General features: G+C 69.9%; 28 protein-coding genes. 19 read left to right on the top strand and 9 right to left on the bottom strand.

Going from position 1 to position 25,596, the window contains the following annotated elements; translation table 11 throughout:
- Positions 1-37: 37 nt before the first annotated feature.
- Positions 38-1,504 (top strand): wax ester/triacylglycerol synthase family O-acyltransferase, encoded by a 1,467-nt coding sequence (locus tag G8A07_RS22790; protein ID WP_249937105.1) that lies wholly within the window; start codon positions 38-40, stop codon positions 1,502-1,504.
- Between the two features lie 449 nt (positions 1,505-1,953).
- Here the strand turns inward: G8A07_RS22790 and G8A07_RS22785 are convergent, their stop codons facing one another.
- The 3 genes from G8A07_RS22785 to G8A07_RS22775 form a co-directional block, all read right to left on the bottom strand.
- Positions 1,954-2,202 (bottom strand): hypothetical protein, encoded by a 249-nt coding sequence (locus G8A07_RS22785; RefSeq protein ID WP_195794223.1) that lies wholly within the window; start codon positions 2,200-2,202, stop codon positions 1,954-1,956.
- 113 nt (positions 2,203-2,315) lie between these two features.
- Positions 2,316-3,089: a hypothetical protein gene (locus G8A07_RS22780; RefSeq protein ID WP_195794222.1), complete on the bottom strand. Its 774-nt coding sequence runs from the start codon at positions 3,087-3,089 to the stop codon at positions 2,316-2,318.
- A gap of 16 nt (positions 3,090-3,105) precedes the next feature.
- Positions 3,106-3,759 (bottom strand): TetR/AcrR family transcriptional regulator, encoded by a 654-nt coding sequence (locus G8A07_RS22775; RefSeq protein ID WP_195794221.1) that lies wholly within the window; start codon positions 3,757-3,759, stop codon positions 3,106-3,108.
- 137 nt (positions 3,760-3,896) lie between these two features.
- Here G8A07_RS22775 and G8A07_RS22770 point away from each other — a divergent pair, with 137 nt between their 5' ends.
- From G8A07_RS22770 to hisD, 5 genes are all read left to right on the top strand, one after another.
- Positions 3,897-4,799 carry an ABC transporter ATP-binding protein gene (locus tag G8A07_RS22770; protein ID WP_195797918.1) on the top strand — a complete coding sequence of 301 codons (903 nt, stop codon included), beginning with the start codon at positions 3,897-3,899 and terminating at the stop codon, positions 4,797-4,799.
- Positions 4,796-5,566 carry an ABC transporter permease gene (locus G8A07_RS22765; protein ID WP_195794220.1) on the top strand — a complete coding sequence of 257 codons (771 nt, stop codon included), beginning with the start codon at positions 4,796-4,798 and terminating at the stop codon, positions 5,564-5,566. The genes G8A07_RS22770 and G8A07_RS22765 overlap by 4 nt, the downstream gene beginning before the upstream one ends.
- A 27-nt stretch (positions 5,567-5,593) precedes the next feature.
- Entirely contained in the window at positions 5,594-5,857 is a 264-nt protein-coding gene (locus G8A07_RS22760; RefSeq protein ID WP_195794219.1) for a BolA family protein, read from the top strand.
- Positions 5,858-5,951: 94 nt separating this feature from the next.
- Positions 5,952-6,590, top strand: coding sequence for an ATP phosphoribosyltransferase (gene hisG, locus G8A07_RS22755; RefSeq protein ID WP_195794218.1), 639 nt, complete (start codon positions 5,952-5,954; stop codon positions 6,588-6,590).
- Entirely contained in the window at positions 6,587-7,915 is a 1,329-nt protein-coding gene (hisD, locus tag G8A07_RS22750) for a histidinol dehydrogenase (protein WP_195794217.1), read from the top strand. Before hisG ends, hisD begins: the two co-directional genes overlap by 4 nt.
- Here hisD and G8A07_RS22745 read toward each other — a convergent pair.
- Positions 7,912-9,441, bottom strand: coding sequence for a methyl-accepting chemotaxis protein (locus G8A07_RS22745; RefSeq protein ID WP_195794216.1), 1,530 nt, complete (start codon positions 9,439-9,441; stop codon positions 7,912-7,914). The genes hisD and G8A07_RS22745 overlap by 4 nt on opposite strands.
- Before the next feature lie 191 nt (positions 9,442-9,632).
- Between G8A07_RS22745 and G8A07_RS22740 the strand changes: the two genes are divergently transcribed.
- From G8A07_RS22740 to G8A07_RS22685, 12 genes are all read left to right on the top strand, one after another.
- Entirely contained in the window at positions 9,633-9,854 is a 222-nt protein-coding gene (locus tag G8A07_RS22740) for a CopG family transcriptional regulator (RefSeq protein WP_195794215.1), read from the top strand.
- Complete coding sequence (locus G8A07_RS22735; RefSeq protein ID WP_195794214.1) at positions 9,851-10,297, top strand: PIN domain-containing protein; 447 nt, start codon at positions 9,851-9,853, stop codon at positions 10,295-10,297. Before G8A07_RS22740 ends, G8A07_RS22735 begins: the two co-directional genes overlap by 4 nt.
- A complete protein-coding gene (gene hisC, locus G8A07_RS22730; protein ID WP_195794213.1) occupies positions 10,282-11,370 on the top strand; it encodes a histidinol-phosphate transaminase in 1,089 nt (362 codons plus the stop codon). Before G8A07_RS22735 ends, hisC begins: the two co-directional genes overlap by 16 nt.
- Positions 11,367-11,963 carry an imidazoleglycerol-phosphate dehydratase HisB gene (gene hisB / locus G8A07_RS22725; RefSeq protein ID WP_195794212.1) on the top strand — a complete coding sequence of 199 codons (597 nt, stop codon included), beginning with the start codon at positions 11,367-11,369 and terminating at the stop codon, positions 11,961-11,963. The genes hisC and hisB overlap by 4 nt, the downstream gene beginning before the upstream one ends.
- Positions 11,964-11,967: 4 nt before the next feature.
- Positions 11,968-12,618 (top strand): imidazole glycerol phosphate synthase subunit HisH, encoded by a 651-nt coding sequence (hisH, locus tag G8A07_RS22720; protein ID WP_195794211.1) that lies wholly within the window; start codon positions 11,968-11,970, stop codon positions 12,616-12,618.
- Between the two features lie 92 nt (positions 12,619-12,710).
- On the top strand, positions 12,711-13,457 hold the full coding sequence (gene hisA / locus G8A07_RS22715) for a 1-(5-phosphoribosyl)-5-[(5-phosphoribosylamino)methylideneamino]imidazole-4-carboxamide isomerase (RefSeq protein ID WP_195794210.1): 747 nt from the start codon (positions 12,711-12,713) through the stop codon (positions 13,455-13,457).
- Positions 13,458-13,462: 5 nt separating this feature from the next.
- Positions 13,463-14,473: an MBL fold metallo-hydrolase gene (locus G8A07_RS22710; RefSeq protein ID WP_195794209.1), complete on the top strand. Its 1,011-nt coding sequence runs from the start codon at positions 13,463-13,465 to the stop codon at positions 14,471-14,473.
- Between the two features lie 22 nt (positions 14,474-14,495).
- Positions 14,496-15,257, top strand: coding sequence for an imidazole glycerol phosphate synthase subunit HisF (gene hisF, locus G8A07_RS22705; protein WP_195794208.1), 762 nt, complete (start codon positions 14,496-14,498; stop codon positions 15,255-15,257).
- Positions 15,254-15,907, top strand: a complete 654-nt coding sequence (gene rsmD, locus G8A07_RS22700) for a 16S rRNA (guanine(966)-N(2))-methyltransferase RsmD (protein WP_195794207.1) — start codon at positions 15,254-15,256, stop codon at positions 15,905-15,907. Before hisF ends, rsmD begins: the two co-directional genes overlap by 4 nt.
- A 42-nt stretch (positions 15,908-15,949) precedes the next feature.
- A complete protein-coding gene (coaD, locus tag G8A07_RS22695; RefSeq protein WP_195794206.1) occupies positions 15,950-16,450 on the top strand; it encodes a pantetheine-phosphate adenylyltransferase in 501 nt (166 codons plus the stop codon).
- 128 nt (positions 16,451-16,578) lie between these two features.
- Complete coding sequence (locus G8A07_RS22690) at positions 16,579-16,833, top strand: YfhL family 4Fe-4S dicluster ferredoxin (RefSeq protein ID WP_195794205.1); 255 nt, start codon at positions 16,579-16,581, stop codon at positions 16,831-16,833.
- A 104-nt stretch (positions 16,834-16,937) separates the two neighbouring features.
- The gene (locus tag G8A07_RS22685; protein ID WP_195794204.1) at positions 16,938-17,495 is read left to right on the top strand and encodes a cytochrome b; all 558 of its coding nucleotides are present in this window, start codon (positions 16,938-16,940) and stop codon (positions 17,493-17,495) included.
- A 22-nt stretch (positions 17,496-17,517) separates the two neighbouring features.
- On the opposite strand, the gene G8A07_RS22680 is transcribed toward G8A07_RS22685, so the two are convergent.
- From G8A07_RS22680 to G8A07_RS22665, 4 genes are all read right to left on the bottom strand, one after another.
- The gene (locus G8A07_RS22680) at positions 17,518-18,060 is read right to left on the bottom strand and encodes a histidine phosphatase family protein (protein ID WP_195794203.1); all 543 of its coding nucleotides are present in this window, start codon (positions 18,058-18,060) and stop codon (positions 17,518-17,520) included.
- The gene (locus tag G8A07_RS22675) at positions 18,053-18,856 is read right to left on the bottom strand and encodes an adenosylcobinamide-GDP ribazoletransferase (RefSeq protein ID WP_195794202.1); all 804 of its coding nucleotides are present in this window, start codon (positions 18,854-18,856) and stop codon (positions 18,053-18,055) included. Before G8A07_RS22675 ends, G8A07_RS22680 begins: the two co-directional genes overlap by 8 nt.
- A 40-nt stretch (positions 18,857-18,896) precedes the next feature.
- Positions 18,897-20,228, bottom strand: coding sequence for a sensor histidine kinase (locus G8A07_RS22670; protein WP_249937104.1), 1,332 nt, complete (start codon positions 20,226-20,228; stop codon positions 18,897-18,899).
- Between the two features lie 115 nt (positions 20,229-20,343).
- Positions 20,344-21,879 carry a DUF3369 domain-containing protein gene (locus G8A07_RS22665; protein ID WP_195794200.1) on the bottom strand — a complete coding sequence of 512 codons (1,536 nt, stop codon included), beginning with the start codon at positions 21,877-21,879 and terminating at the stop codon, positions 20,344-20,346.
- A gap of 88 nt (positions 21,880-21,967) precedes the next feature.
- On the opposite strand from G8A07_RS22665, the gene G8A07_RS22660 reads away from it, so the two are divergent.
- On the top strand, positions 21,968-24,550 hold the full coding sequence (locus G8A07_RS22660) for a PAS domain S-box protein (protein ID WP_195794199.1): 2,583 nt from the start codon (positions 21,968-21,970) through the stop codon (positions 24,548-24,550).
- On the opposite strand, the gene cobT is transcribed toward G8A07_RS22660, so the two are convergent.
- On the bottom strand, positions 24,531-25,583 hold the full coding sequence (cobT, locus tag G8A07_RS22655; RefSeq protein WP_195794198.1) for a nicotinate-nucleotide--dimethylbenzimidazole phosphoribosyltransferase: 1,053 nt from the start codon (positions 25,581-25,583) through the stop codon (positions 24,531-24,533). The genes G8A07_RS22660 and cobT overlap by 20 nt on opposite strands.
- Positions 25,584-25,596: the final 13 nt, after the last annotated feature.

Below are 25,596 nucleotides of genomic sequence, written 5' to 3'. Positions count from 1 at the left end.
CAATGAAGCTTGGTGTTGATCGGTATGGACGCTCGCGATGTTAACCAGCATTGTGTGGGCATCACACTCTAAGGAGACGGCTTTGGGCGGCGAAGTGGAGCGCATGTCGCGGGTGGATACCGCCTGGTTGCGGATGGACACCGAGGCCAATCTGATGATGATCGTCGGCGTCTGGTTCATCCGGCCCGGCATCGGCCTGGAGGCCCTGCGCGAGCGGGTGCAGGCACGCCTGCTGCAGTACACGCGCTTTCGGCAGAAGGTGGCCGAGGATGCCCTGGGCGCGCAATGGGTGGAGGACGAGGATTTCGACATTGCCCATCATGTGCGGGCCGAGACCTTGCGGCCGCGGCGCGGCCTGAGCCGCGAGGCCCTGTTGCAGGCGCGCGTCGGCGAGCTGGCCGCGACGCCGCTGGATGCGCGGCGGCCGCTGTGGCAGTTCCAGCTGGTCGAGGATTTCGAGGGCGGGCAGAGCGCGCTGATCGCGCGCATCCACCATTGCATCGCCGACGGTATCGCGCTGATCTCGGTGATGCTGTCGATCACCGACGGCGGCCAGGCGCCGCCCAAGCGCCAGCAGCAGCCGCGCGACGATCAGGACTGGCTCAGCGACGCGCTGCTGCGCCCGCTGGGCCAGGCCAGCATCAAGGCGATCAAGCTGGCCAGCGCCGGCGCGGCCAAGGGGGTGGAGACCTGGGTCAACCCGCCGCATCCGGTGGACGGCTCGCTGGAGATGGCCCGCCTGGGCTACCAGGCGGTCAGCGACATCGCGGCCTTCGCGCTGATGCCGGACGATTCGCCGACCTCGCTGAAGGGCAAGCCGGGCGCGAGCAAGAAGGTGGCCTGGGCGCCCAGCCTGCCGCTGGACGCGGTGAAGGCGGTCAGCAAGGGCCTGGACGCCTCGATCAACGATGTGCTGCTGAGCTGCGTTGCCGGCGCGATCGGCGCCTACCTGGCGGAGCGCGGCGAGGACCCGGCGGGCAAGGAGATCCGCGCGATGGTGCCGGTGAACCTGCGGCCGATGGACAAGGCCTACCAGCTGGGCAACCGCTTCGGCCTGGTGCCGCTGGTGCTGCCGATCGGCATCGCGAACCCGGTCGAGCGGCTCTACGCGGTGAAGGCGCGCATGCGCGAGCTCAAGGGCAGCTTCCAGCCGGTGCTGGCCTTCGGCCTGCTGTCGGTCGCGGGCCTCTTGATCAAGCCGGTGCAGCACGCGATGCTGAACATCTTCGCGAAGAAGGCCACCGCGGTGATGACCAATGTGCCCGGCCCGGCCGCGCCGCTGAAGTTCTGCGGCGCAACGGTGGAGCGGGTGATGTTCTGGGTGCCGCAGTCGGGCGACATCGGCATGGGCGTCTCGATCCTGACCTATGCCGGCCGGGTCGAGTTCGGCCTGATCGTCGATGCCGGCCTGTGCCCCGAGCCGGAGGCCATCGTCGAGCGCTTCGCGCCCGAGTTCAACAAGCTGCTGATGCTGGCGCTGATGCTGCCTTGGGGCGGGGACTGAAAAGGCGCTTTGTTCGTTGACTTTTGATGCTCCCGGCGAGGTCTTAATGGCCCCTGCAAAGAGCCGGGTGGCGCCGGGACGCGGGCATGCGCAATTGCTCCGTGCTCGGGCCTGAGGCCCGATCCTTCGCCAGGCACAAGCAGTCCTCAGGACTACTTGTGTCCGGGCTCAGTCCCCCGGGCCGCTTTGCGCGGCCCTCCTCCTTGACCTGCGCAATTGCGCACACCCGCATCCCGGCTTCTCCACCGCAAGGTTTTCGCGGAGAAGGCCGAACGCAACGCCAAGCATGAGGGTGGGCGGGCCTGATGCGGAGGTCAAGGAGGAGGCCGCGCAGCGGCCGGGGGACACGTAGCAGCAGGTCTGCCCGCCCTCCTGCGCCAAGACCTTCGCCATCACAGCATCATCAATCAACGCGCAAAGAGCTCCCTGAAAAGGGAGCAGCGGGGCGGCTAGCGGCGCGGCGTGCCCAGCCTCACCAGGCTGTCGGGCAGGAGTTCGGCCAGCGGTTCGTCCAGGATCTCGGGCGCGCTCGCCGGCCAGGCCACATGGAGGGTTGGGGTGATGGCTGCGCCGCGCAGTTCCACCAGCAGCAGCGGTCCGCGCGCGCAGCCGGGCAGGTAGCAGGTCTCCAGCGGGTGCTGGCCGCGGTGCAGACGTGCATGCGTCCAGTCGCCGGGCAACAGATCGCCCAGGCGCACGACCTGACCCTGATGCAGCCGCAGGCGCTCGTCGAGGCCCCCCCCAGGCAGCGTCCGGCGTGGCCGCGCGGACGCTCAGGACGGCCAGCAGGCCCAGCGCCAAGGCGCCGAACTCAGTCTTCCAGTTCTTCACGCGCCAACTCGACATCCAGGCATTCCATCGCGTCCAGCGGCTCGCCGGCGGCGGCGTCGGCGTACAGGCTCTCGGCCTCCTTCATGCGCTTGTCGCCCTCCAGCATCACCAGGCCGTTGGCGCGCTCGATCATCGCGATCGCACTGGTCGGGTTCAGCTTCAGGGCCTGCTCGAACAGCTTCAGGCCGGTGGCGGCATCGGCGCCCTGGGTCTTGCCCAGCAGCTTGCCGACCTTGTCGATCACCTCGGCATGGAAAGCGCCCAGCGCGATATGGGCGTCGGCATGCTTGGGCGCCAGCTTGATCGTGGTTTCCAGCGCGGTCTTGACCTTGCTGCCCAAGCCCTGGGCCAGGGCCTTGGCGACGCTGATGCCCTGGCCGTAGCGGCCGATCGCATAGGCCTGCCAGTACCAGGCGTTCGGGTTCTTCGGGTCCTCGGCCTGCTGGGCTTCGGCGCGCTCGGCGACCTCGAGGAACATCTCGAGCTTCACCTTCTCCTTCTTCTCCAGGTAGTTGGCGTAGATGGCCTGGGCCTTGTTGGCGACCGTGATGCCGGCACCGCCGGCGGCCAGGCCGGCCTCATGGGCCTGCTGGAATTCGCCGGCATGGAAATGGAGCCAGGCCTGCAGCACGGCCGCGTCCTTGGGCCAGGGCTCGGCGTCGCCGGCGTGCAGGCGCGCCCATTGCTTCTTCAGCGACGTGGCGTCGTAGCGGAATGCGGCGTTGTCATAGGGGAAGGCGGTCCATTTGGCCATGGTCGTTGTCTCCTCTCTAGCGGTATTTCTCGGCCAGCGCCAGCAGATGCTCGCGCGAGGCCGGTTCCAGGTAGGGTAGCAGCAGGCTCAGGCCATGGAAGGCGCCGCGCATCAACGCCGTGCCGGCGCGGTCGGGTTCCAGGGCATGGCGCGGGTCGCGCACATATTCATAGCTGAGCCAGTAGCTCAGCAGCACCACCATCGATTCGGCCAGCGGCTGCACCTCGCGCGCGTCCAGCCGCGGCATCGCGCCGCCCAGTTGCAGGCCGGCGATCAGCGCGCGCATGGCCTGACCCTTGCGGGCCAGCAGGCCCTGGAACTGCACCTCGAGCCGGCGGTTCTTGCTGAGCAGGTCGTTCAGGTCGCGGTAGAGAAAGCGGTGCTTCCAGATCTGCTCGATCAGCATGTGCAGGAACAGCCAGGCGTCCTCGACGTTGCGCACATTGTCGGCCGCGGCCAGCAGCGGGGCGGATTCGCGCTCGTAGGCGTCGAACAGCGCGTTGATCAGCTCGTCCTTGGCCGGGTAGTGGTAGTAGAGATTGCCGGGGCTGATGTTCAGCTCGGCCGAGATCAGCGTGGTCGAGACATTGGGCTCGCCGAAGCGGTTGAACAGGTCCAGCGTGACTTCGAGGATGCGCTGAGCGGTACGGCGTGGTTTCTTGGCGACCATGGGCGTCGATTCTGGCATCAGAGTGGGGCCGGCGAGCGCTGCGGGCAAACCCTTTGCCCAGCGCGATTGAGGCGCGCTCCCTACAATCCGCCGCCATCATGCTCATGCCCCCTTTCATGCCGTCTCTGCGGCCGGACCTGCCGGCCATCTCCTTCCAGAACGTCAGCAAGACCTACCGGGGCGGCTCGGTGCGGGCGCTGGACGGCGTCTCCTTCGACATCCAGCCGGGCGAGTTCTTCGGCCTGCTGGGGCCCAACGGCGCGGGCAAGACCAGCCTGATCTCGATCCTGGCCGGCCTCTCGCAGGCCAGCGGCGGCGCCGTCCGGGTGCATGGCCATGACGTGGTGACCGACTATGCGGCCGCGCGCCGCTCGCTGGGCATCGTGCCGCAGGAGCTGGTGTTCGATCCCTTCTTCAGCGTGCGCGAGGCGCTGCAGATCCAGAGCGGCTATTTCGGCGTCAAGAACAACGAGGCCTGGATCGACGAGCTGCTGGAGAACCTGGGCCTGGCCGACAAGGCCCGCGCCAACATGCGCCAGCTCTCCGGCGGCATGAAGCGCCGCGTGCTGGTGGCCCAGGCCCTGGTGCACCGGCCGCCGGTGATCGTGCTGGACGAGCCGACCGCGGGCGTCGACGTCGAGCTGCGCCAGACCCTGTGGGCTTTCATCGCGCGCCTGAACCGCGAGGGCCACACGGTGCTCCTGACCACCCACTATCTGGAAGAGGCGGAGGCGCTGTGCCACCGCATCGCGATGCTCAAGCTCGGCAAGATCGTCGCGCTGGACCGCACCAGCGACCTGCTGAGCGGCCGCGCCTCGACCATGCTGCGCTTCAAGACCGATGCGGCGCTGCCGCTGGCGCTGCTGGAGCAGTCGCGCGTCACCGGCCGCATCGTGCAGATCAAGGCGCATGACGCGGCCGAAGTCGAGACCATCCTGGCCACCCTGCGTGCCGCGCAGGTGCCGGTCGAGGACCTGGAGATCGGCCGGGCCGATCTGGAGGACGTTTTCCTGGAAATCATGCAAGGAGCCACGGCATGAGCGCCATCCGTTTGCAAGGCGCTCGGACGCTGTTCTACAAGGAAGTGCTGCGCTTCTGGAAGGTGAGCTTCCAGACCGTGGCGGCGCCGGTGCTGACGGCCGTGCTCTACCTGCTGATCTTCGGCCATGTGCTGGAGGATCATGTGAAGGTCTATGGCTCGGTGGCCTACACCAGCTTCCTGATCCCGGGCCTGGTGATGATGAGCGTGCTGCAGAACGCCTTCGCCAACAGCTCGTCCAGCCTGATCCAGAGCAAGATCACCGGCAACCTGGTGTTCCTGCTGGTGACGCCGCTGTCGCACTGGGCCTGGTTCGTCGCCTATGTCGGCGCCTCGGTGCTGCGCGGTCTGGTGGTGGGGGCGGGGGTGTTCCTGGTGACCGTGTGGTTCGCGCCGCCGGCCTTCGCCGAGCCCTGGTGGATCTTGGTGTTCGCCGCGCTGGGGGCCGGCATGCTGGGCGCCCTGGGCCTGATCGCGGGCCTGTGGGCCGAGAAGTTCGACCAGATGGCGGCCTTCCAGAATTTCATCATCATGCCGATGACCTTTCTGTCCGGCGTGTTCTATTCGATCGGCTCGCTGCCGCCGTTCTGGCAGGGCATCAGCCATCTGAACCCCTTCTTCTACATGATCGACGGCTTCCGGCGCGGCTTCTTCGGCATCAGCGATGTCTCGCCCTGGACCAGCCTGGCCATTGTCGGCACGGCCTTCGTCGTGGTGTCGGGCATCGCGCTGGAGCTGCTGCGCCGGGGCTACAAAATCCGCGGGTAAACACCAGCCGGTAGAATGCCGCCCATCATGGCCGATCCCACCCCCGCCGAAGTCCAGCAATACATCGCCGCCGGCCTGCCTTGCCAAGAGCTGCAGGTCGAGGGCGACGGCCGGCATTTCTTCGCCACCATCGTCTCCACCGAGTTCGAGGGGCTGAACCGGGTGCGCCGCCACCAGCGGGTCTACCAGGCCCTGGGCGACCGGATGCGCGAGCAGATCCACGCGCTGTCGATGAAGACCCTGACACCGACCGAGGCTGCCGCCGCAGCCCCGGCGCATCACCATCCCTGAACACCCCATCCGTCTAGGCGGATGGCGGTGAAGCGCCGCCCCTGGTGACTCCGCTGCCGTCCTCCTCCCCCGAGTAGAGAAGGACGACAACGCAATGATCACCCTGGCTCTGTCCAAAGGCCGCATCTTCGAAGAGACCCTGCCGCTGCTGAAGGCCGCCGGCATCGAGGTGCTGGAGGACCCCGAAACCTCGCGCAAGCTGATCCTGCCGACCAACCGCGAGGACGTGCGGGTGGTGCTGGTGCGCGCCTCCGACGTGCCGACCTATGTGCAGTACGGCGGCGCGGATCTCGGCGTGGCGGGCCGCGACGTGCTGATCGAGCATGGCCTGGACGGCATGTACCAGCCGTTGGACCTGAACATCGCCAAATGCCGCATGAGCGTGGCGGTGCGCGCCGACTTCGACTACGCGGCCGCCGTCAAGCAGGGCTCGCGCCTGCGCGTCGCCACCAAGTACACCCAGATCGCGCGCCAGCATTTCGCCGACAAGGGCGTGCACGTGGACCTGATCAAGCTCTACGGCTCGATGGAGCTGGCGCCGCTGACCGGCCTGGCCGATGCCATCGTCGACCTGGTCTCCACCGGCAGCACGCTGCGCGCCAACAAGCTGGTCGAGGTGGAGCGCATCATGGACATCTCCTCGCGCCTGGTGGTCAACCAGGCCGCGCTGAAGCTCAAGCGCACGCCGCTGCGCGCGCTGATCGACGCCTTCGCCTCCGCCATTCCCGCATGAGTGCCGCCGCCATGACCCTGAACCTGCGCCATTTGAACACCGCCAGCGCCGACTTCGAGGCCGAGTTCCAGCGCGTGCTGCACTGGTCGGCCGAGACCGACAGCGCCATCGAGACCCGCGTGGCCGAGATCCTGGCCGACGTGCGCGCACGCGGCGACGCCGCGGTGCTGGACTACACCGCGCGCTTCGATGGCGTGCAGGCCGGCGCGCTGTCGGCCCTGGAGCTGACGCGCGAGGAGCTGAAGGCCGCCTTCGAGGCGATCACCCCGGCCCAGCGCGGCGCGCTGGAGGCGGCGGCCGCCCGCGTGCGCAGCTATCACGAGCGCCAGAAGGCCGCCTGCGGCCTGAGCTGGAGCTACCGCGACGAGGACGGCACCCTGCTGGGCCAGAAGGTGACGCCGCTGGACCGCGTCGGCATCTATGTGCCGGGCGGCAAGGCGGCCTACCCGAGCAGCGTGCTGATGAACGCCATTCCCGCCCAGGTGGCGGGCGTGCCCGAGATCATCATGGTCGTGCCGACCCCGAAGGGCGAGAAGAACCCGCTGGTGCTGGCCGCCGCCTATGTGGCGGGCGTGCACCGCGCCTTCACGATCGGCGGCGCCCAAGCCGTCGCGGCCCTGGCCTACGGCACGGCCACCGTGCCGAAGGTCGACAAGATCACCGGCCCCGGCAACGCCTATGTGGCCAGCGCCAAGAAGCATGTGTTCGGCCAGGTCGGCATCGACATGATCGCCGGCCCCAGCGAGATCCTGGTGCTGGCCGACGGCACGACGCCGCCGGACTGGGTGGCGATGGACCTCTTTTCACAGGCCGAGCATGACGAGCTGGCGCAGAGCATCCTGCTGTGCCCTGACGCCGGCTACATCGGGCAGGTGCGCGAGGCCATCGAGCGCCTGCTGCCGACCATGCCGCGCCAGGCCGTGATCCGCGCCTCGCTGGAAGGCCGCGGCGCGCTGATCCAGACCCGCTCGATGGAGGAGGCCTGCGAGATCTCCAACCGCATCGCGCCCGAGCATCTGGAGGTCAGCAGCCAGGACCCGCAGCGCTGGGAGCCGCTGCTGCGCCATGCCGGCGCCATCTTCCTGGGCGCCTATACGAGCGAAAGCCTGGGCGACTACTGTGCCGGACCCAACCATGTGCTGCCCACCTCGGGCACCGCGCGCTTCTCCTCGCCGCTGGGCGTCTACGACTTCCAGAAACGCTCGAGCCTGATCGAGGTCAGCGCGGCCGGTGCGCAGAAGCTGGGCCCGATCGCGGCCGAGCTGGCCTATGGCGAGGGCCTGCAGGGCCATGCGCGGGCGGCCGAGCTGCGCCTGCGGGATTAGAGCCGGAACACCCCCAGCGCCTGATCGACCCGCTGCGCCTGGTGGCGCAGGCTCTCGGCGGCGGCCGCGGTCTGCTCGACCAGGGCCGCGTTCTGCTGCGTGCTCTGGTCCAGCTCGGTCAGCACCTGGGACAGCTCGTCGACCGAGCGGCTCTGCTCCCGGATCGCACCGTCGGCCTCGCGGATCAGCCGGCTGACCTGGCGCACCTGGCTCACCACCTCGTCCATCGTGCGGCGGGCCTCGCCGACCACCCGGCCGCCGCTTTCCACCTGGGCCACGCTGTCCTCGATCAGGGTCTTGATCTCGCGCGCCGCGGCGGCGCTGCGCAGGGCCAGGCTGCGCACCTCGCTGGCCACCACCGCGAAGCCGCGGCCCTGCTCGCCGGCGCGTGCCGCTTCCACCGCGGCGTTCAGGGCCAGGATATTGGTCTGGAAGGCGATGCCGTCGATCACGCCGGTGATGTCGGCGATCCTGACGCTGGCCTGCTGGATGCCGCTCATCGTGCTGACGGTCTGGCCGACCGCGGTGCCGCCGCGCTCGGCCACCGCGCAGGCCTGCGCGGCCAGCGCGTCGGCGTCGCGGGTGGTGCCGACGCTCTGCTCGGCGCGCTGCTGCATCTGCTGCATGGTCTGGGTCGCCTGCTGCAGCCGCGAGGCCTGCTGTTCGGTGCGGTCGGACAGGTCCATATTGCCCTGCGCGATCTCGCCGGTGGTCAGCGCCATCGTCGCGCTGCCCGCATGGGCGCGGGAGAGCGTCTGACGCAGCTGGCCGACCATCAGGTGCAGTTCGCGCTGCATCTGGGCCAGCTCGTCGTGACCGACCGGCGGGGCCGGGTCGCTGAGGTCGCCGCCGGCCACCTGGCGCGCCAGCGCGGTGGCCTGCTGCAGCGGCCGCATCACGCTGCGCAGCACCCACAGACTGCCCAGGCCCAGCATTGCGAACAGCAGCAGGGCCATCGCCGGCATGGTCCAGAGCCCGCGCAGGCGGGTCGCGGCAAAGCTCTGCATCGAGGTCTCGGCCATCGCCGCGCCGCTGCGCACCGTGTCGTCGACGCCGGCGCGATGGCTCTCGTAGAGCGCATGCACCCGTTTCAGCGCGATGCGCGCGGCCTCCGCATCGCCGCGCAGCATTGGCGCCAGCACCTCGGCCTGGGCCGCCGCGATCAGCTTCAGCGCCCGCTCATGCTGGGCACCCAGCAGCTGGCGCTCCAGGCCATGAGGCAGGTTGTCCTGCCAATGCCGGACCCGGTCCTCGTACTCGCGCACCAGCCGCTCCAGCGTGTCGCGGCCCTGCTGGGGGCTCAAGGTGCCCTCGACCATCGCCGAGAGGGTCAGGCGCAGCTCGATCAGGTACATCGGTGGCGGCAGGATGTCGGCCACCACGTCCTTGGCGACGAAGGCCTGTTCGGCGTTGCGGTCCAGGCCGGTGTAGCTGTGCAGGGCCTGGGCCAGCATCAGCAGGCTGGCCGCGATGCCGGCCAGGGCCAGGGCCGCGATGCGCGCCCGCAGGGAGAGCTTGAAGAGCATGACAGGCTCCTTCGGCCGGGCTGGGCGGCCATGGCTAACCGAGGACCTGCGGATGGGTGATGACACCTCTTGTGCGCCAAGTATCGGTGCGGCGGGCACCCGGGATGCAGCCTCGATGGCATCAGTTTGATCTGTGATTTGTTGACACGAACTTCGTGTTGCACGAACTTCGTGTTAAATTTCGACCCATCATGAAGAATGTGACCGTGACGATGGAAGACAGCGTGGCCGAATGGGCCCGGCTGGAGGCGGCGCGGCGCAATACCAGCGTGTCCCGTCTGGTCGGCGAGATGCTGGCCGAGAAGATGCGCTCGGACGATGCCTACGAACGGGCGATGCAGGACTGGTTGCACCGCGAGCGCTCCTGGGTTTCCGACGGCGGCGCCTATCCGGCGCGGAGCAGCGAGTCATGACGCTTGTGTTCGTGGATACCTCGGTGCTGATCCTGAGCGAGGACGGCGCCGATGCCGAGGCTCGGGTCCGGGTGCTGGCCTGGCTGATGCAGCTGTGGCAGCAGCGCGCCGGTCGCGTCTCGACCCAGGTGCTGAACGATTTCTATCGCCTGGTCACCACCCGCATCCAGCCGGCCATGCCCAATGGCGACGCGCGCGCCGAGGTGCGGCGCTACCAGCGCTGGAACCCCTGGGCGATCGACCATGCGACGGTCGAATCGGCCTGGTCGATCGAGAGCCGTTTCGGCCTGGCCTATGCCGACGCGCTGATCGTCGCGGCCGCCAAGGCCCAGGGCTGCGAGCGGCTGCTGAGCCTGGAGCTGCCGCATGAACAGCAGTACGACAGCGTGCGCATCCTCAACCCCTTGCTGACCTCCCCCGACGCCTCATGGACGACCGCCTGAACCAAGCTCTCGGCTGCATCCGCGAGGATGTGCGCGCCACCCAGGCCTATCCGGTGCAGAGCGCCGCCGGCCTGATCAAGCTGGACACGATGGAGAACCCCTTCCGCCTGTCCGAGGAGTTGCAGCGCCGGTTGGGCGAGCGCCTGGGCCGGGTCGCGATCAACCGCTACCCGGCCGAGCGCACGCAAGACCTGGCCCGCGCGCTGGCCGCCCATGCCGGCATGCCCGCCGGTTGCGCCATCACCCTGGGCAATGGCTCGGACGAGATCATCACGATGCTGACGATGGCGGTCAGCCGCCCCGGCGCCAAGATCCTGTCGCCGCTGCCCAGCTTCGTGATGTACGCGATCTCGGCCCGCTACCAGGGCCTGGACTTCGTCGGCGTGCCGCTGACGGCCGAGTTCGAGCTGGACGAGGCCGCGATGCTGGCCGCGATCGCCGAGCACCGGCCCGCGCTGACCTATCTGGCCTATCCGAACAACCCGACCGGCAATCTCTGGGACGCGGGCGCGGTCGAGCGCATCGTCCAGGCCGCGGGCGAGGCCGGTGGCCTGGTGGTGCTCGACGAGGCCTACCAGCCCTTTGCCGAGCGCGACGCGATGGGCCTGCTGGACCGCTATCCGCATGCGCTGGTGATGCGCACGATGAGCAAGTTCGGCCTGGCCGGCGTGCGCATCGGCTACCTGATCGGCCAGGCGGCGCTGGTCGCCGAGATCGACAAGATCCGCCCGCCCTTCAATGTGGGCGTGCTGAATGCCGAGGCGGGCCTGTTCGCGCTGGAGCATGCCGAGGTCTATGCCGAGCAGGCACGGGTGCTGCGTATCGAGCGCGAACGGCTGTTCGCCGCGCTGCAGGCGCTGCCCGGCATCGCGCCGTTCCCCAGCCAGGGCAATATGATCCTGGCGCGGGTGGCCGATGCCGCGCGGGTCTTCCAGGCGATGAAGGACCGCGGCGTGCTGATCAAGAATGTCTCGGCGATGCACCCGCTGCTGGCCAACTGCCTGCGCCTGACCATCGGCACGCCGGAAGAAAATGTGGCCATGCTGGCCGCGCTCAAGGAAAGCCTGTCATGAGTACCCCCCGCATCGCGGAAGTCAGCCGCAACACCAAGGAAACCCAGATCAAGGTGCGCGTCAATCTGGACGGCACCGGCGAGGCCAAGCTGAACACCGGCATCGGCTTCTTCGACCATATGCTGGACCAGATCGCGCGCCATGGCCTGATCGACCTGGAGATCTCGGCATCAGGCGACCTGCACATCGACGGCCACCACACGGTGGAGGATGTCGGCATCACCCTCGGCCTGGCGGTGGCCCAGGCCATCGGCGACAAGCGCGGCATCACCCGCTACGGCCACAGCTATGTGCCGCTGGACGAGGCGCTGTCGCGCGTCGTGATCGACTTCTCGGGCCGCCCGGGGCTGGAGATGGACGTCAAGTTCACCGCCGGCTCGATCGGTGCCTTCGACACCCAGCTGACCTACGAGTTCTTCCAGGGCTTCGTCAACCATGCGCTGGTGAGCCTGCATGTCGACAACCTGAAGGGCCACAACGCGCACCACCAGGCCGAGACCATGTTCAAGGCCTTCGGCCGCGCGCTGCGCATGGCGATGACGCTGGATCCGCGCAGTGCCGGCATGATCCCGTCGACCAAGGGCACACTCTGACATCATGACCAAGGGCACTGTCGCCGTCGTCGACTACGGCATGGGCAATCTGCGCTCGGTCTCGCAGGCCGTGCTGCATGCGGCGCGGGATTCGGGCGTCGAGGTCGTGATCACCAACCGGCCCGACGAGGTCTGGGCGGCCGAGCGCATCGTGCTGCCCGGCCAGGGCGCGATGCGTGACTGCATGCGCGAGCTCAAGGACTCCGGCATGCTGGAGGCGGTGCTGGACGCCGCGGCCAACAAGCCGATGCTGGGCGTCTGCGTCGGCATGCAGATGCTCTTGGACCACAGCGAGGAGCAGGACACGCCGGGCTTGGGTCTGATCCCCGGACGGGTGCAACGCTTCCAGCTGGAGGGCCGGCTGCAGCCCGACGGCAGCCGCTACAAGGTGCCGCAGATGGGCTGGAACCGCGTGCACCAGACCCGGCCCCACCCGGTCTGGGGCGAGGTGCCGGACCAGAGCTGGTTCTATTTCGTGCACAGCTTCTATGCGACGACGTCGGATGAACACCACAGCGCCGGCGAAACCGACTACGGACTGCGCTTTACCTGCGCGGTGGCCCGGGATAATATTTTTGCCACCCAATTCCATCCCGAGAAAAGTGCCGCGCTGGGGCTCTCCCTGTACCGCAACTTCCTGCTGTGGAAGCCCTGACGAGGACATCGCCGTCTTCGCCCGCGCCTGTCCGCCCGCCGCCGCTTTTCGTCGCGTCCCCATTTTCTTCACCCACCACCTGCATCTCGGCCATGCTGCTGATCCCTGCCATTGACCTGAAAGACGGCAAGTGCGTTCGCCTGCAACAGGGCGACATGAACGCTTCCACCACCTTTGGCGACGACCCGGCCGCGATGGCGCGGCGCTGGGTCGATGCGGGCGCGCGGCGCCTGCACCTGGTGGACCTGAACGGTGCCTTCGCCGGCAAGCCGGTCAACGAGGCCGCGATCAAGGCCATCATCCGCGAGGTCGGCGACGACATCCCGGTGCAGCTGGGTGGCGGCATCCGCGACCTGGACACGATCGAGCGCTATCTCGACGACGGCCTGTCCTACGTGATCATCGGCACCGCCGCGGTCAAGAACCCGGGCTTCCTGAAGGATGCCTGCAGCGCCTTCGGCGGCCACATCATCGTGGGCCTGGACGCCAAGGACGGCAAGGTCGCGACCGACGGCTGGAGCAAGCTGACCGGCCACGAGGTGATCGACCTGGCCAAGAAGTTCGAGGACTACGGCATCGAGGGCGTGATCTACACCGACATCGGCCGCGACGGCATGCTGACCGGCATCAATATCGACGCGACGGTCAAGCTGGCACAGGCGCTGAGCATCCCGGTGATCGCCTCCGGCGGCCTGTCCAACATCCACGACATCGAGGCGCTGTGCGCGGTCGAGAGTGAGGGCGTCGAGGGCGTGATCTGCGGCCGCGCGATCTACACCGGCGACCTGGACCTGGCCGTGGCGCAGGCCCGCGCCGACCAACTGGCCAGCGAGGCCTGAAGCCCATGCGGCAAGCCCTGCTGCTGGCCGCGCTCGCGGCGACCGCCGCGCTGCTGGGTGCGCCTGCGGCGCAGGCGCAAGGCTCGGCACCTGCGGCGCCCGCGGCGGTCGCACCGGCGGCCTTCTTCGAGCTGCGCCAGGTCGGGCAGGGCGTCTATGCCGCGATCGACCTGAACGGCCGCGCGGTCGGCAACGCCGGCGTGATCATCGGCCGCGATGCGGTCGCGGTGGTCGACAGCTTCATCAACGAGGACGCGGCGCGGGCCCTGCTGGCCGAGATCCGGCGCCTGACGCCGCTGCCGCTGCGCTACCTGATCAACACCCACCACCATATCGACCATATCGGCGGCAACCGCGTGTTCGCCGAGGCCGGCGCGGCCGTGGTCGCGCAGCGCCAGGTGGCCGGCTGGCTGCGCAGCGAGAACGAGCGCCTGCTCGGCGGCGCGGCGATCAGCCCCGAATGGCGCGCCCGGCTGAGCGGCCTGCAGGCGCCGCAGCTGCTGTTCGACGATCGTTTGGTGCTGGACCTGGGCGGCGGGCGCCGCCTGCAGCTGCAGCACCTGCAGGGGCATACCGGCGGCGACACGGCGATCTGGGTCGAGGATGCCGGCGTACTCTTCATGGGCGACCTGATGTGGCGCGCCAGCGTGCCGAACCTGATCGATGCGCAGCTGTGGCGCTGGATCGCGACCCTGGACGCGCTGCAGTCGCTGCCGGCCGCCACCGTGGTGGTGCCGGGCCATGGCAGCGTCGCCGGCCTGGCGGACCTGCGCGAATTCCGCGCCTATCTGGTCGAGCTGCGCCGCCTGGCCGAGGCGGCCCTGCAGGACAAGAGCCTGGCCGATGCCGCCCAGCGCGAGCGCCAGGTGCTGGAGGCGCTGACCCCGCGCTACGGCGCCTGGGCCTTCTTCAAGAGCCTGGCCGCCGCGAACGTGCGCGACGCGCTGGCCGAGGCCGAGCACCGCAAGCGCGTGCCGGAAGCCCTGCCGGCCCCGCGCCCGCTGCCCCAACCCTGAGCGCCCGGATCGGCCACAACAGATGTTAGCCAAGCGAATCATTCCCTGCCTGGACGTGACCGGCGGTCGCGTCGTCAAGGGCATCAACTTCCTGGAGCTGCGCGACGCCGGCGATCCGGTCGAGATCGCCGCCCGCTACAACGAGCAGGGCGCCGACGAGCTGACCTTCCTGGACATCACCGCGACCAGCGACGGCCGCGACCTGATCCTGCCGATCATCGAGGCGGTGGCCTCTCAGGTCTTCATCCCGCTGACCGTCGGCGGCGGCGTGCGCGAGGTGGCCGATGTGCGGCGCCTCCTGAACGCCGGGGCCGACAAGGTCAGCTTCAACTCGGCCGCGATCTCCAACCCGCAGGTGATCCGCGCTGCCTCCGAGAAATACGGCGCGCAATGCATCGTCGTCGCGATCGACGCCAAGCGCCGCGCCGACGGCAGCGGCTGGGATGTCTACAGCCATGGCGGCCGCAAGAACACCGGCCTGGACGCGGTGGCCTGGGCCACCCGGATGGCCGAGCATGGCGCCGGCGAGATCCTGCTGACCAGCATGGACCGCGACGGCACCAGGAGCGGCTTCGACCTGGCCCTGACCCGCGCGGTCAGCGACGCGATCGGCGTGCCGGTGATCGCTTCCGGCGGCGTCGGCTCGCTGGACGATCTGGCCGACGGCGTGCAAAAGGGCGGTGCCGACGCCGTGCTGGCCGCCAGCATCTTCCATTACGGCCAGCACACGGTGGGCGAGGCCAAGGCGCTGATGGCCGCGCGCGGGATTCCGGTTCGGCAATGAACAACAGGGATGCCGCAGGCGGGCGGGGCGAGCGCCGGGCCGCCCCAAGCCGCCCCGCGTCCCCCCGGGGGACCGACGAACGTACTCGTTCGGCGAGGGGACCAAATGAGGTCCGCATCATCGGCGGACAGTGGAAGCGCTCGAAACTCCCCGTGGCGGACAAGCCGGGCCTGCGGCCGACGCCGGACCGCGTGCGCGAGACCCTGTTCAACTGGCTGGGCCAGGACCTGGGGGGCTGGCGCGTGCTGGACGCCTTCGCCGGCAGCGGCGCCCTGGGCTTCGAGGCCGCCTCGCGCGGTGCGGCCGAGGTGCTGCTGCTGGAGCGCGATGCCGAGCTGTGCCGCAGCCTGAATGCCAGCCGTGCCCGGCTCAAGGCCGAAAGCGTGTTGCGGGTCGAGCAGACCGATGCGCTGGCCTGGATGGGGCGCTGCGCGCCTGCCCGCTTCGAGTTGGTGTTCCTGGACCCACCCTTCCAGCAGGACCTGTTCGGGGCGGCGCTGAAGGCCGCAGCCCCGCTGCTGGTGCCCGGCGGCTTTGTCTACCTGGAGTCGCCCGAGGCCCTGGTGGCACCGCCGGAACTGGGCCTGAACCCCTGGCGCCAGGCCCGCGCGGGCGCGGTGCACAGCCATTTGTTGCAGCGCAGCGGATAATCGGGGCTTGCCAACCCGATTGCCCAGCAAGGAGTGCCGCTCTTGACCTCCGTGACCCGCCTGACCGCCGTTTACCCCGGTACCTTCGATCCGATGACCTTGGGTCATGAGGATCTGATGCGCCGCGCCAGCCGGTTGTTCGAACGGCTGATCATCGCGGTGGCCGCTGGCCATCACAAACGCACGATGTTCACGATCGAGGAGCGCCTGGAGATCGCGACCCGGCTGGCCTCCAAGTACCCGAACGTCGAGGTCATCCCCTTCCGCGGCCTGCTGCGCGATTTCGTGATCGAGAACGGCGGCAAGGTCGTCGTGCGCGGCCTGCGTGCGGTCAGCGACTTCGAGTACGAGTTCCAGATGGCGGGCATGAACCGCAGCCTGATGCCCGATGTCGAGACCGTGTTCCTGACCCCGTCGGACCAGTACCAGTTCATTTCCAGCACCTTCGTCAGGGAGATCGCCACCCTGGGCGGCGATGTGTCCAAGTTCGTGTCACCGTTGGTGCTGGAGCGCCTGGGCGAGCGCATTAAGAAAGTCGAGTGAGGGCGCTGTATGGCCTTAATGATCACGGAAACGGAAGGCGGGAATCGGCAAGGCATGCCTTGCCCCGCCGCGCGCGGCCCGCGCATGCAGGCGCGGGCCGTATTCGTCCGTCGTGAAGGAGGCGTGATATGGCGCTGATGATCACGGACGAATGCATCAATTGCGATGTGTGCGAGCCCGAGTGCCCGAACAACGCGATCTCGATGGGCGAGGAGTATTACCAGATCGCCCCGGACAAGTGCACCGAATGCGTCGGCCACCATGAGGAGCCGCAATGCGTGATGCTGTGCCCGGTGGCCTGCATCCCGGTCAATCCGGCCCATGCCGAAAGCCGCGAGACCCTGATGCAGAAATACCTACGTCTGACACAAGCGAACGCCTGAGCCCTGGCTATCATCGCGGCGCCCCGGCGGACCCTCGCCGGCGGCGGCCGATGCCGTACCGATCGGTCCTTTCGTGAGCCTGTATCGAGAGGATGAACCAGAACATGGATAACGCGCGCCGTTTGCACCCGCTGAGCCTCGGGCTGCACTGGCTGGTAGCCCTTTGCGTGATCGGCCTGATCGGCGTCGGGATCTTCATGGTCCGGACCGAGGCCTGGTCGCTCTATCACTGGCACAAGTCGATCGGCCTGCTGGCCTTCACCCTGATCCTGGCGCGCGTCATCTGGCGCCTGCGCAACGGCATGCCGGCGCCGCTGGGCGAGGCCTCGCCGCTGGTGCATCTGGCGGCGCGGGCGGCGCATTGGGCCCTGCTGCTCCTGACGGTGCTGCTGCCGGTCTCCGGCATGCTGTTCTCCGGCGCCAGCGGCCATGGTTTCGGCGTGTTCTCGCTGAGCCTGTTCCCGCACCAGTACGACCCGGCCAAGCCCGGCGAGGCGATCCCCTTCAATGCCCCACTGGCCGAGGCCGCGCAGCTGGGCCACCAGATCCTGGGCTACACGCTCGCGGCCCTGATCGCGCTGCATGTGCTGGCCGCGCTGAAGCACCATCTGCTGGACCGCGACGGCACCCTGCGCCGTATGCTGGGCCAGCAAGTGAGCTGACCCCCTACCGGCTTTGCCGGCCTCAATCCAGTTGGAGCAGCGCCCCGTAAGGCGGCGCGGCCGGCCAGTCCGCGGCCAGGGCCGGCGCCGCGCCGCGCCAGCCGCGCGCCAGCATCCAGCCGCCATGCGTGACCAGCAGGGCCGGCGTGGTGGCCGGCACCCAGGCATGGGCGCGGGCCAGCAGTGCCTGCAGGCTCTCGCCGCCGCCGGGCCGGTAGGCGGCGAAGTCGGCGCACCAGGCATCGACCTCGGCGCGCCCGATCCGGGGCCAGGTCTTGCCATCCCAGGCGCCGAAGTCCAGTTCCAGCAGCGCCGGCTCGATCCGGTGCCGCCAGCCCCAGCGGCGCAGCCAGGCGCCGACCGCGCGGCAGCGCGCCAGCGGCGAGGTGTGGATCAGGTGCGGCAGGCGCTCGCGCCGCGCGGTGGCCTGGATGCGCCGCGCCAGGCGCTTGGCGCGCCGCCAATGCACCGGCAGGTCGCTGCCGGCGCCGATGCAGCGCCCGGCCGCACCTTCGGGGCGCGGATGGCGCCAGGCCCACAGCGGCCTTGCTTTTGCGTCAGCCATTCAGCGGCGTGAAGCGGGCCGCCAGCGCCAGCAGCATGGCCAGCTCGACCCACTGCTGGGTCGCGCCCAGGTTGTCGCCGGTATAGCCGCCCAGGCGCCGCTCCAGCCAGCTCTGCATCAGCAGGGTGGCGCCGCCGGCCGCCACCGCGGCCAGGCACAGGCTGGGTATCCAGCTCGGATCGATCAGGGCCAGCGCCAGCCCGGCCAGCAGGGCCCAGAGCAGGGCGATGCCCAGGGTGCGGCCGCTGGCCTGCGTCGCCAGCGGCTTGGCCTTGGCATGCTCGGCGTCGCCGGCATAGGGTAGGGCGCGGATCAGCCAGACCGGCGCCGCGCGCGAGGCGCATTGAGCCCAGACCAGGCCTGCCAGCGCCAGCCACCAGTCCTGCTCCAGCAGCGCCAGCAGGGCCGCGGCCTTCAGGCCCAGCATCAGGATCAGGCCCAGCGCGCCATAGCTGCCGATGCGCGAATCCTTCATGATGGTCAGCGCCTTCTCGCGGCTGACCGCGCCGCCCAGGCCGTCGCAGGTGTCGGCCCAGCCGTCCTCGTGGAAGCCGCCGGTCAGCCAGATGCTGGCCGCCATCGCCAGGCCTACCGCGACCGCCGCCGGCCAGAACCACAGCGCGCCCCACAGCACCGCCGCGCTGGCCAGCCCGACCAGCAGGCCCACCAGCGGGAAATGGCGCGCGCAATGCTGCAGCCAGGCCGGCTCGAAGCCGACCCAGCGCGGCACCGGCACGCGGGTGAAGAACTGCAGGGCGACGAAGAAGAGGCGGAGTTCGTGGACGAGGGCTTGCATCGGGATCGGGGCCGCGTCCGCCGGCGCTGCGCGGCGGCGCTCAGAAATGCGGGGTCTCGCGCGGCAGCCGGATTATGAAGCCCAGGCCCGGCCCGGCCGCCTCGTCCAGCCGCACCGTGCCGCCCAGGCGCTGCACCAGGGTCTGCACGATGTGCAGGCCCAGGCCGGAGCCGCCGGCGTCGCGCTTGGTCGTGAAGAAGGGCTCGAACAGGCGCGGCCGGATCTCGGCCGGCACGCCGCGGCCGTTGTCGCGCACCCGCAGCTCCAGGGTCTCGCCCAGCTCGCACAGGCCGATCGCGATGCGGCGGTCCGTCTGCGCCTCGTCGAAGGCATGGGTGATCGCATTCAGCAGCAGGTTGGAGAGGATCTGCGACAGCAGGCCGCCGACCAGGCGCAGGCGCAGCTCGTCCGGCAGGGTCAGCTGCACCTGCACCTGCGCGCTCTTCAGCACCGGCTGGTGGGCCTGGACGATGGCGCGCAAATAGTCCGGCAGGTCCAGCTGCTGCGCGCTCTCGCTGCCCTGGTCCACCGCCAGGGTCTTGAAGCCGCCGACCAGGGCCGCGGCGCGCGCCAGATTGCTGCCGACCAGGGTGGCCGCGCTCTGCAGACGCCGCGCCAGCTGCTGCAGCTCGCTGCGGCTGACCTTGTCGCCGTCCAGCTTGCGCGAGAGCTCGCGGGCGAACTCCTCCATGCCGGAGGCCGCGGTCACCGCGATGCCGATCGGCGTGTTGACCTCATGCGCGACGCCGGCCACCAGTCCGCCCAGCGCGGCCAGCTTCTCGCGCTCGACCAGGGCGGTGGTGGCCAGGCGCAGCTCCTCGGTGCGGGCATGCACCTCGCGCTCCAGCTCGGCCGCGCGGTCCTGGTGCTGCAGCTCGGCCGCGCCGCGCGCCGCGAAGATCGACAGCAGCGACAGCGCCAGCAGATGCTTGTCCGCATCGATCTCGCGCTTGTCCAGCGCGACCAGGATGCCCAGGCTCTGGCCGGTGGTGCCGACCATCGGCGTGCCGACATAGCTCTGCGCGCCCATCTCGCCCAGCAGCAGGTCGTCCGGATAGGCCTGCTGCACGCCGCAGGGGTAGAAGCACATGCTCTGCTCGGCAACATTGCTGCAGGGCGTGCCCTTGAGCGAATAGGCGAGGTTGGGCAGCCAGTCCGCGCCGCCCCAGACCGCCAGGGTCTGGATGCCCTCGCTGCCGTCCTCCTCCATCGTCACCAGCCGGCCGGCGATCACATAGGCCACGTCCAGCGCCGCGGCCAGGTCGCGCACCAGCACGCGGAAAAAGGCCTCGCCCTGCACCCGCGAGGTGGAGAGGGTGATCGAGCGCAGCGCCGCTTCGGCCAGGCGCCGACTCTGCGCTTCGTCGAACAAGCGGGGATTGCCTGGCGGCGCATTCCCGAGCGACCGGCGCGGATCCGGCTCTGCCGGGCCGTCGGCGGTGCCCCCTTCGAGGGGGTGCGCGGAGCGCGTAGGGGGTGGGTTGATATCAGGCATCGGGATAGCGTTCATAGATCGAGCGGACCTCGGGCAGGCGCTCCAGCAGCAGTCGTACCAGGTTCGGGTCGAAGCGGGTGCCGGCCTCGCCCTTGACGAAGTCCAGCGCGGCGTCGAAGTCCCAGCGCTGCTTGTAGCAGCGCTCGCTGAGCAGCGCGTCCAGCACGTCGCACAGCGCGGTGATGCGGCCGACGATATGGATCTGCTCGCCCGCGAGGCCGCGCGGATAGCCCTGGCCGTCCCAGCGCTCGTGATGTTCATGCGCGATCGTCGCGCCCAGCTGCAGGATGCGCTTGTCGCTCTTGTTCAGCAGCTCGTAGCCGATGCGGGCATGGGTCTGCATCACCGCCCATTCCTCCTCGTCCAGCTTGGCGGGCTTGTTCAGCACCCGGTCCGGGATGCCGATCTTGCCGACATCGTGCAGCGGCGCGGCCTGGCGCAGGAACTCCACGTCCGAGGCCTTCATGCCGACCGCCTCGCCCAGCAGCGCGGCCAGCTCGGCGACGCGCCGCACATGGGCGCCGGTCTCCTTGGAGCGCTTCTCGACCGCCTCGCCGAGGATGAAGACGGTGGAGCGCTGCGTGTCCTGGATCTCCTCGCGCAGCAGCAGGCTCTCGTAGGTGATCGCGACATTGGCGCAGAAGATCTCCAGCAGCTCGCGCGCCGCGGCGTCGACCGGCTCGCTGAACACCATGTAGAGCAGGCTCTCGTTGCCGGTGCTGCTGCGGTAGTAGCCGACGAAATGGCGCTCGTCGAAATGGCTTTGCTGGCGCTCCAGCGCCAGCTCCAGCGCGATGCGCACCTCCTCGGGCAGGGTCTGCAGCTCCTCGTCGACCAGCAGGCGCGAGTACTCGGCGGTGGCGGCCAGCACCTTCAGCCGGCCCTCGACATGCGAGGCCGCATAGGCCGCGACCCGGGTCGCGCACAGCCCTTGCGCCTCCAGCCCGAGCAGGTGCGCGACCTGCTCCAGCACCGCGGAGGCGAAGCGGCGCAGGTTCTGCGAGTCGTAGACCTTGGTGATCGCGTCGATCGCGCGGCGCAGCGCCAGGCGCGAGGCCTCGATGATCATGATGTCGCGGTAGCTGCGCAGCGCGCTGTAGAACACCGTGATCAGCTTGCGCTTGGTGAGCTCGGTCTTTTCCTTGTAGTCGTTGATGTCGTAGCTCTTGATCACATGCTCTTCCGGCGCCTGGCCCGGCTGGCCGGTGCGCAGCACGATGCGCACATGGTGGTTGTCCAGCTCCTCGCGGATATGGCGGGCCAGGTCCAGCCCGGCATGCTCGGACTCCATCACCACGTCCAGCAGCACCAGCGCGATGTCCTGGCGGCTGGCCAGCAGCTCGCGCGCCTCCAGGCCGCTGTAGGCGTCGAGGAAATGCAGACGGCGCCCGGCGAACTCGAAGTCCGCCATCACCAGCTGCGTCACCTCGTGCACGGCGGGATCGTCGTCCACGATCATCACCACCCAGGGATCCAGCAGCTTGGCGGTGATGTCCGGAGCTTCGTCGGCAAAAACCAGGTCCGTCATGAAGGCCTCGAAAGAGTCGGCGGCGCGGTGATTATGGCCCTCGCCGACGGCCCCGCGCGAGGCTACGATGAGAGCCAGACCACCCGAGATGAGTGCATTGCTTCACTATGCCGATCTGCTGCGGGACCTGGGCACCCACCTGGGCCTGATGGGCCTGCTGGTGCTGGCCTATGCGCTGCTGGAGCCGGCCCGGCTGCCGCCGCGCGGCTGGAGCTGGCGCCATGCGGCGCTGGGCCTGGCCTTCGGCCTGGTCGCTATCCTGGTGCAGCTGGCGCCGCTGCTGCTGGCCGAGGGCGTGCGCAGCGATGCGCGTGGCGTGCTGCTGGCCCTGGCCGGCGCCTACCTGCCGCCGCCCAGCGCGCTGCTGGCCTTGGGCCTGGCCGGCGCCTACCGACTGATGCAGGGCGGGCCGCTGGCCGGCCAGGCCCTGTTGGGCATGGTGCTTGCGCTGGCGCTGGGTTGGGCCTGGGCGCGCGCCTGGCCGCGCTGTGCCGGGGTGGGGCGCGTCCGCTGGCGCCGCGCGCTGTGGCTGGCCGGCCTGGGCGTCGCGGTGGCGCTGGCCGGCGCGCTGATGCTGTGGCTGCTGCTGCCCGGCGAGCTGGGCCCGCGCCTGGCCGCGGCCACCCTGCTGCCGGTGCTGCTGGCCTTCGTCGCCGGCTGCCTGGGCCTGGGCACCCTGCTGGACCTGGTGCTGGACCATGGCCGCGACCTGCAGGCGCTGCAGCAGGCGCTGCACGAGCGCGAGCTGGGCCAGGCCCAGCTGGAGCTGGCGCTGGAGGCCAGCGGCGCCGCGCCCTGGGAATGGGACCTCGACGCGCGCCAGATGCGTCTGTCGGAGCGTTTCTTCCGCCAGCTCGACTACGCGCCGGGCGCCTTCCCGGCGACGCTCGAGCAATGGCGCGCGATGCTGCATCCCGACGACGTCGAGCAGGCGCTGCGGATGGCGACCGAGGCGGCGCGCAGCGCCGAGGGCAGTTACGTCAACGAGTACCGCATGCGCGATGCCCGGGGGCAATGGCGCTGGCTGCTGTCGCGCGGCCGGGTGGTGCGGCGCGGGCCGCGCGGCGAGCCGCAGCTGATGATCGGCAGCCATCTGGACATCGACACTCTGCGGCGCCAGCAGGCGGCGGTGCTGGCCTCGCAGGAGCGCTTCCAGAAGATCTACCAGACCACGCCGGACGCGATGGGCATCAGCCGGCTCGAGGACGGCATCTATCTCGATGTCAACGAGGCCTTCGTGCGCCTGAGCGGCTACAGCCGCGAGGAGGCGCTGGGCCGGCGCAGCGTGGACCTGGGCCTGTGGGCCGACCCGGCGCAGCGCGAGCTGATGGTGCAGCAGTTCCGCCGCGACGGCCGCCTGGACTCGATGGAGATCGCGCTGCGCCGCAAGGACGGCCAGCTGCTGCACGGCCTGCTGTCGGTGCGCGCGCTGCCGGAGCAGGGCGAGGACTGCCTGCTCTTCATCTATCGCGACATCACCGAGCGCCGGCGCCTGCGCGAGGCGGCCGAGGCGGCGGCCGCGGCGAACCTGGCCAAGACCGAATTCCTGTCGCGCATGAGCCATGAGCTGCGCACGCCGCTGAACGCGGTGCTGGGCTTTGCGCAGCTGCTGCTGGCGGTGCCCGAGCCGGTGCTGCGCGAGCGCCAGCGGGCCCAGGTCGAGGCGATCGCCCAGGCCGGCTGGCATCTGCTGGAGCTGATCAACGACATGCTGGACATCTCGCGCATCGAGGCCGGCCAGCTGCAGCTGCAGCCGCAGCCGGTCGCGCTGGCGCCGCTGCTGGACGAGGCGCTGGAGCTGCTCGGCGGCCCGCTGCGGGAGATGGAGATCCGGCCCGCGCTGCGGCTGGCACCGGCGCTGCCGCTGCTGGCGGCGGATCCGGTGCGGCTGCGCCAGGCCCTGGTCAACCTGCTCAGCAATGCGGTCAAGTACAACCGGCGCGGCGGCGCGCTGGTGATCGAGGCGGCGCCGGCCGAGCCGGGCTGGCTGGCGCTGGAGATCCGCGACGGCGGCCTGGGCATGGACGAGCAGCAGCTGGCCCATCTGTTCGAGCCCTTCAACCGCCTGGGCCGCGAGCGCGGGCCGATCGAGGGCACCGGCATCGGCCTGGTGCTGACCCGCTACCTGCTGGAGCTGATGGGGGCCGGCCTGGCGCTGCGCAGCGTGGCCGGCGCGGGCACCACCGTCACCCTGCGGCTGCCGCTGCACGCGGGTGATGGCGACGCACCGCAGGTCGAGGACCCGGCGCGCGCGGCGGCGGCCGCGCCGGCCGCGCCGGCCGCGATGGCCGGACTGCGCCTGCTCTATGTGGAGGACAATGCGGTGAACCGCCTGCTGGTGCAGGAGATGCTGGCCGGCTGGGGCGGGCTCTCGCTGAGCCTGGCCGAGGATGGTGCGGAGGGCCTGCGCCAGGCCGCCGCGCTGCGGCCCGATCTGATCCTGCTGGACATGCGCTTGCCCGACATGGACGGGCTGGAGCTGCTGAGCCGGCTGCGCGCCGAGCCGGGCTGCGCGGCGCTGCGGGTGATCGCGCTGTCGGCCAGCGCGATGCCCGACGAGGTGGAGCGCACCCTGGCCGCCGGCGCCGAGGAATACTGGACCAAGCCGCTGCAGCTGCAGCGCTTTCGCGCCGATCTGGAGCGGGTGTTCCTCAGTCCGCCCGCTGGCTGACCCCGGCCGCATCGAAGCTGGCCATCTCGGCCAGGATCGCGCAGGCCGATTCCAGCAGCGGCCAGGCCAGCGCGGCGCCGGAGCCCTCGCCCAGGCGCAGACCCAGGTCCAGCAGCGGCTCGGCCTGCAAGGCCTCCAGCATGCGACGATGCCCGGCCTCCTCGGAGGCATGGGCGAAGATGCAGCGCTCCAGCACCGTCGGCTGCAGGGTCGCGGCGACCAGCACCGCGCTGCCGGTGATGAAGCCGTCAACCAGGATCACGCGCCGCTCCAGCGCCGCCTGCAGCACCGCGCCGACCATCATCGCGATCTCGAAACCGCCGAAGGCCGCCAGCGCGGACAGCGGGGTCGCGGCCTCGCCATGGCGCTGCAGCACCTGGCGCAGGATCTCGGTCTTGCGCGCCAGCTGCGCGTCACTGAGGCCGGTGCCGCGACCCACGCATTGGGCGATCGGCGTGTCGGTCAGGCGCGCCAGCAGCAGGGCCGCGGCCGAGGTGTTGCCGATGCCCATCTCGCCCAGCAGCAGCACATTGCCGGGGCGCTGGCGCAAGAGGTTCTTGCCGGCCGCGACCGCGGTGGCGCATTGGTCCATGCTCATCGCCGGGCCCTGGCTGGCGTCGGCGGTGCCGGGCGCGATCTTGGCGATCACCAGGCCCTCGCGCGGCGCGAACTCATGCGCGACGCCGGCATCCACCACGGTCAGCGCCAGCGCATGCTGGCGCGCCAGCACCGAGACCGCGGCGCCGCCGGCCAGGAAGTTCTCGACCATCTGCCAGGTCACGTCGCTCGGATAGGCCGAGACGCCGCGCGCCGCCAGGCCATGGTCGCCGGCGAACACCATCAGCTGCGGGTCGCGCAGCAGCGGGGTCTCGCTGCCCAGGATCTGGCCCAGGCGCAGCATCAGCCGCTCCAGCCGGCCCAGGGCGCCGAGCGGCTTGGTCTTGTTGTCGATGCGGCGCTGCAGGGCCTGGGTCAGGGCATCGTCGCGCAGGGAGTCGATGGCGGGGATCATGGTGGCGAGGGACGTGGTCATGAAGGGGGCGTAG

It is taken from the genome of Roseateles sp. DAIF2 (assembly GCF_015624425.1).
Taxonomy (GTDB): domain Bacteria; phylum Pseudomonadota; class Gammaproteobacteria; order Burkholderiales; family Burkholderiaceae_C; genus Kinneretia.
The sequence above is the reverse complement of the archived record's forward strand: the minus strand, read 5'-3'. Positions and strand labels throughout refer to the sequence as shown.

Bases quoted from the DNA above. Each gene is read 5' to 3' on its own strand.
- hisB (WP_195794212.1), top strand. From the start codon at position 11,367: ATGAGTACCCCCCGCATCGCGGAAGTCAGCCGCAACACCAAGGAAACC.
- G8A07_RS22690 (WP_195794205.1), top strand. From the start codon at position 16,579: ATGGCGCTGATGATCACGGACGAATGCATCAATTGCGATGTGTGCGAG.
- G8A07_RS22675 (WP_195794202.1), bottom strand. From the start codon at position 18,856: ATGCAAGCCCTCGTCCACGAACTCCGCCTCTTCTTCGTCGCCCTGCAG.
- G8A07_RS22685 (WP_195794204.1), top strand. From the start codon at position 16,938: ATGGATAACGCGCGCCGTTTGCACCCGCTGAGCCTCGGGCTGCACTGG.
- hisF (WP_195794208.1), top strand. From the start codon at position 14,496: ATGTTAGCCAAGCGAATCATTCCCTGCCTGGACGTGACCGGCGGTCGC.
- cobT (WP_195794198.1), bottom strand. From the start codon at position 25,583: ATGACCACGTCCCTCGCCACCATGATCCCCGCCATCGACTCCCTGCGC.
- G8A07_RS22775 (WP_195794221.1), bottom strand. From the start codon at position 3,759: ATGGTCGCCAAGAAACCACGCCGTACCGCTCAGCGCATCCTCGAAGTC.
- hisD (WP_195794217.1), top strand. From the start codon at position 6,587: ATGAGTGCCGCCGCCATGACCCTGAACCTGCGCCATTTGAACACCGCC.
- G8A07_RS22790 (WP_249937105.1), top strand. From the start codon at position 38: ATGTTAACCAGCATTGTGTGGGCATCACACTCTAAGGAGACGGCTTTG.
- G8A07_RS22760 (WP_195794219.1), top strand. From the start codon at position 5,594: ATGGCCGATCCCACCCCCGCCGAAGTCCAGCAATACATCGCCGCCGGC.
- G8A07_RS22710 (WP_195794209.1), top strand. From the start codon at position 13,463: ATGCGGCAAGCCCTGCTGCTGGCCGCGCTCGCGGCGACCGCCGCGCTG.
- hisG (WP_195794218.1), top strand. From the start codon at position 5,952: ATGATCACCCTGGCTCTGTCCAAAGGCCGCATCTTCGAAGAGACCCTG.
- hisH (WP_195794211.1), top strand. From the start codon at position 11,968: ATGACCAAGGGCACTGTCGCCGTCGTCGACTACGGCATGGGCAATCTG.
- G8A07_RS22660 (WP_195794199.1), top strand. From the start codon at position 21,968: ATGAGTGCATTGCTTCACTATGCCGATCTGCTGCGGGACCTGGGCACC.
- G8A07_RS22665 (WP_195794200.1), bottom strand. From the start codon at position 21,879: ATGACGGACCTGGTTTTTGCCGACGAAGCTCCGGACATCACCGCCAAG.
- G8A07_RS22780 (WP_195794222.1), bottom strand. From the start codon at position 3,089: ATGGCCAAATGGACCGCCTTCCCCTATGACAACGCCGCATTCCGCTAC.
- rsmD (WP_195794207.1), top strand. From the start codon at position 15,254: ATGAACAACAGGGATGCCGCAGGCGGGCGGGGCGAGCGCCGGGCCGCC.
- hisC (WP_195794213.1), top strand. From the start codon at position 10,282: ATGGACGACCGCCTGAACCAAGCTCTCGGCTGCATCCGCGAGGATGTG.
- G8A07_RS22765 (WP_195794220.1), top strand. From the start codon at position 4,796: ATGAGCGCCATCCGTTTGCAAGGCGCTCGGACGCTGTTCTACAAGGAA.
- G8A07_RS22680 (WP_195794203.1), bottom strand. From the start codon at position 18,060: ATGGCTGACGCAAAAGCAAGGCCGCTGTGGGCCTGGCGCCATCCGCGC.
- G8A07_RS22745 (WP_195794216.1), bottom strand. From the start codon at position 9,441: ATGCTCTTCAAGCTCTCCCTGCGGGCGCGCATCGCGGCCCTGGCCCTG.
- G8A07_RS22735 (WP_195794214.1), top strand. From the start codon at position 9,851: ATGACGCTTGTGTTCGTGGATACCTCGGTGCTGATCCTGAGCGAGGAC.
- G8A07_RS22740 (WP_195794215.1), top strand. From the start codon at position 9,633: ATGAAGAATGTGACCGTGACGATGGAAGACAGCGTGGCCGAATGGGCC.
- hisA (WP_195794210.1), top strand. From the start codon at position 12,711: ATGCTGCTGATCCCTGCCATTGACCTGAAAGACGGCAAGTGCGTTCGC.